Origin of the sequence: Baaleninema sp. (assembly GCF_049974805.1) — a bacterium.
Classification (GTDB): Bacteria; Cyanobacteriota; Cyanobacteriia; order Cyanobacteriales; family Geitlerinemataceae; genus Baaleninema.
The window spans coordinates 1-2,452 of record NZ_JBNGCO010000220.1; the positions used below are offsets into that span (position 1 = coordinate 1).

Below are 2,452 nucleotides of genomic sequence, written 5' to 3' on the forward strand. Positions count from 1 at the left end.
TCATGGGTAATTTTCGAGGAGATTATATCTCCCACTTTACACGACCAGTGCCCAATATCGGGGGTTGCAGTTTTGGCGACGCTATCTCAAGTCCATTGAATCGCCGATTAATGCTTTTCTTCAGTTTAATACCGTCGATTTATTTGAATACGAAACCGACGGTCGATCGCTTCCCCAACAGTTTTTCGATTTTATCGTCATTTCTCACTGTTTTTTTGCCGATCCTCAGTTACGAAGCCAGTCAAACCGCATTTACCGACAAATCTTTCAACGCCATCTCAAACCCGGCGGCTGGGTGTTGCTGGTGGTTCAGTGGACGAAACTCTATAAAGTGTACGAGATAGAACGAGACGAAAACGTAGGACAAGAACGGGAAGTGATTCAAAAATTTGTCGAGGAGGAATTAGGATTAAATCTTCAATGGTATCGCTACGTGACTTCTACCGGACAGCGAACTTGGCTAAAAAATTTTCGGGAATTTGCCGATCGATACTGTCCGCCTCACACGCAACTCGACGACCTCTATCAAACCTATTTAAAACTGAACTACAGACCCCATTACGCCATCGACGATTACATTATCTTGGCGCGATCGACCCCTCAAACCTAGAGGCGGCTCCTTAATGAGATTTCACAGTCAATATGCGATCGCCTCACCTCCCCTACAATTACCTCTGTACCAGCGTTTTAAGTGAAACCATCTCGCAAGAGACCGTAGCCGGGGGAATTTTCGCCCTCGAAAAACTGACCTATAATTCGATCGAGATTTCTCGTTTCGACCCCACTCCGCCGTCAATCTCCAAAACTCTTGGCTGCACTCGCGTCAGTTTTCATCGTCCTCACCCTCTCCCTCCTCATCAACCGCATCGCCACCGTCGCCTTAACCCTCACCGGATTGTCCCAACAAGCGGCGCAGTTTCAAGCACGATCGGCCTTTACCGGAGCGGGATTCACCACCAACGAAGCCGAACAAGTGGTCAACCATCCCGTTCGACGGCGAATTATTATGTGGTTGATGCTGTTGGGAAACGCAGGAATCGTTACCACCATTTCCTCCCTGCTGCTGACGTTTACCAATATCGGCGAATCGGAAAGTTGGGTGTTTCGCGCCTTGTTACTGGCGGTGGGATTGCTGGTGTTGTGGGCCTTGGCCACGAGTGCGTGGATCGATCGATATCTGTCTCGTCTGATTCGTCGCGCCTTGCGACAGTGGACTCATCTCAACATCCGCGATTACGCCAGTTTGCTGCACCTCAGCGGCGAATACACCGTCACGGAATTGGTGGTTCAAGCTTCCGATTGGGTCGCCGATCGAAAATTGAAAATGCTCGAACTGCGCGAAGAAGGAATTCTCGTGTTGGGGATTCGTCGCGCCAACGGCCGCTATGTGGGAGCGCCGAAAGGAGACACTTCAATTCACGCCAACGACACCTTGCTTTTGTACGGACGTTTGTCGCAACTCTCCGAACTCGACGAACGACGAGCGGATTTACTCGGCGAACGCTCCCACCATCAAGCCGTTGCGGAACAAAAACGGATGTTAGAAGAACAAGATCGCGAAGAAGCCGCCGATCGCGAAGGGGAAAAGCCCCGAGAGAAACGTTAAAAAACTTCCCGAGAACCCACAGGACTCTTGGTTTTGCAGCCTCAACCCCGGCCACGGGAAACGACGGAACTCCCTTCCGCCCTCTGGCGTGGCTCGAACCGACGGACGCTAGAATTCCAGGGGTGAAATTCGCGAAAACAGTAGGAGAACGAGCGCGATCGCGACCGCTCGGCTAAGGGCTTTTTTGACGGATTTCGAACTTAATCTTTTTTTAATCTTGTCTTTAACAAGCATCCTGTGGAAACTGTGGAAAACTTCGCAAACCGCTTCTAGATTAGGGGTTTCTGTCTCCACACCACCTGTGGAAAAACTGTGGAAAAACCCCGTAAGTTCTCCACAGGCTCCTCGCGATCAAACGGCTTTTCTGCGATTTTGTCGATCGCACCGCCTTAGATTTTTTCAGATGTGGGCGATTCGGCGAACCGATCTGTGACAGCGAACAGCGAACAGGGGTAGGGTGCGTGACCGAAAATTAGGGGTTTCAAGCCCCGCCCTTCCAGGGCGGCATTTCAAATGCTAAACTGAGTTCAGTCCGGTGCCAGGGTAAATTCGTCGGTAGCCCAACCCGATTTCGGGATTCATAGGACCATTGCGACATCGGTGCAGAGGTGCGAGAGACCTCTTTAAAAACGCAAGCACTCAAAAGAGTCGCGAGTCCAGAAAAGTCAAGCATTTGCTCAAATGCTTTCTAACGTACCGTGGGGCGCACGGAAACGTCAAAAAAGCCTGGGGAGATTAGCCCTCTGGAATCTTCAGCCATTGTCTTAAAAGCATCCAGTCGGAGAGTTAAAGGTACGGGTCACTTAAGGTGGCAAGTCTCGAAAGCTTCTTAGAGAAAGCATTTGC

General features: G+C 50.4%; 2 protein-coding genes. Both read left to right on the top strand.

What is annotated here, in order from left to right:
- The first annotated feature begins 64 nt into the window (after window positions 1-64).
- Window positions 65-610 carry a hypothetical protein gene (locus ACP5D4_RS21420; protein WP_428013631.1) on the top strand — a complete coding sequence of 182 codons (546 nt, stop codon included), beginning with the start codon at window positions 65-67 and terminating at the stop codon, window positions 608-610.
- A gap of 198 nt (window positions 611-808) precedes the next feature.
- Entirely contained in the window at window positions 809-1,606 is a 798-nt protein-coding gene (locus tag ACP5D4_RS21425; RefSeq protein WP_428013632.1) for a TrkA C-terminal domain-containing protein, read from the top strand.
- Window positions 1,607-2,452 lie beyond the last annotated feature (846 nt).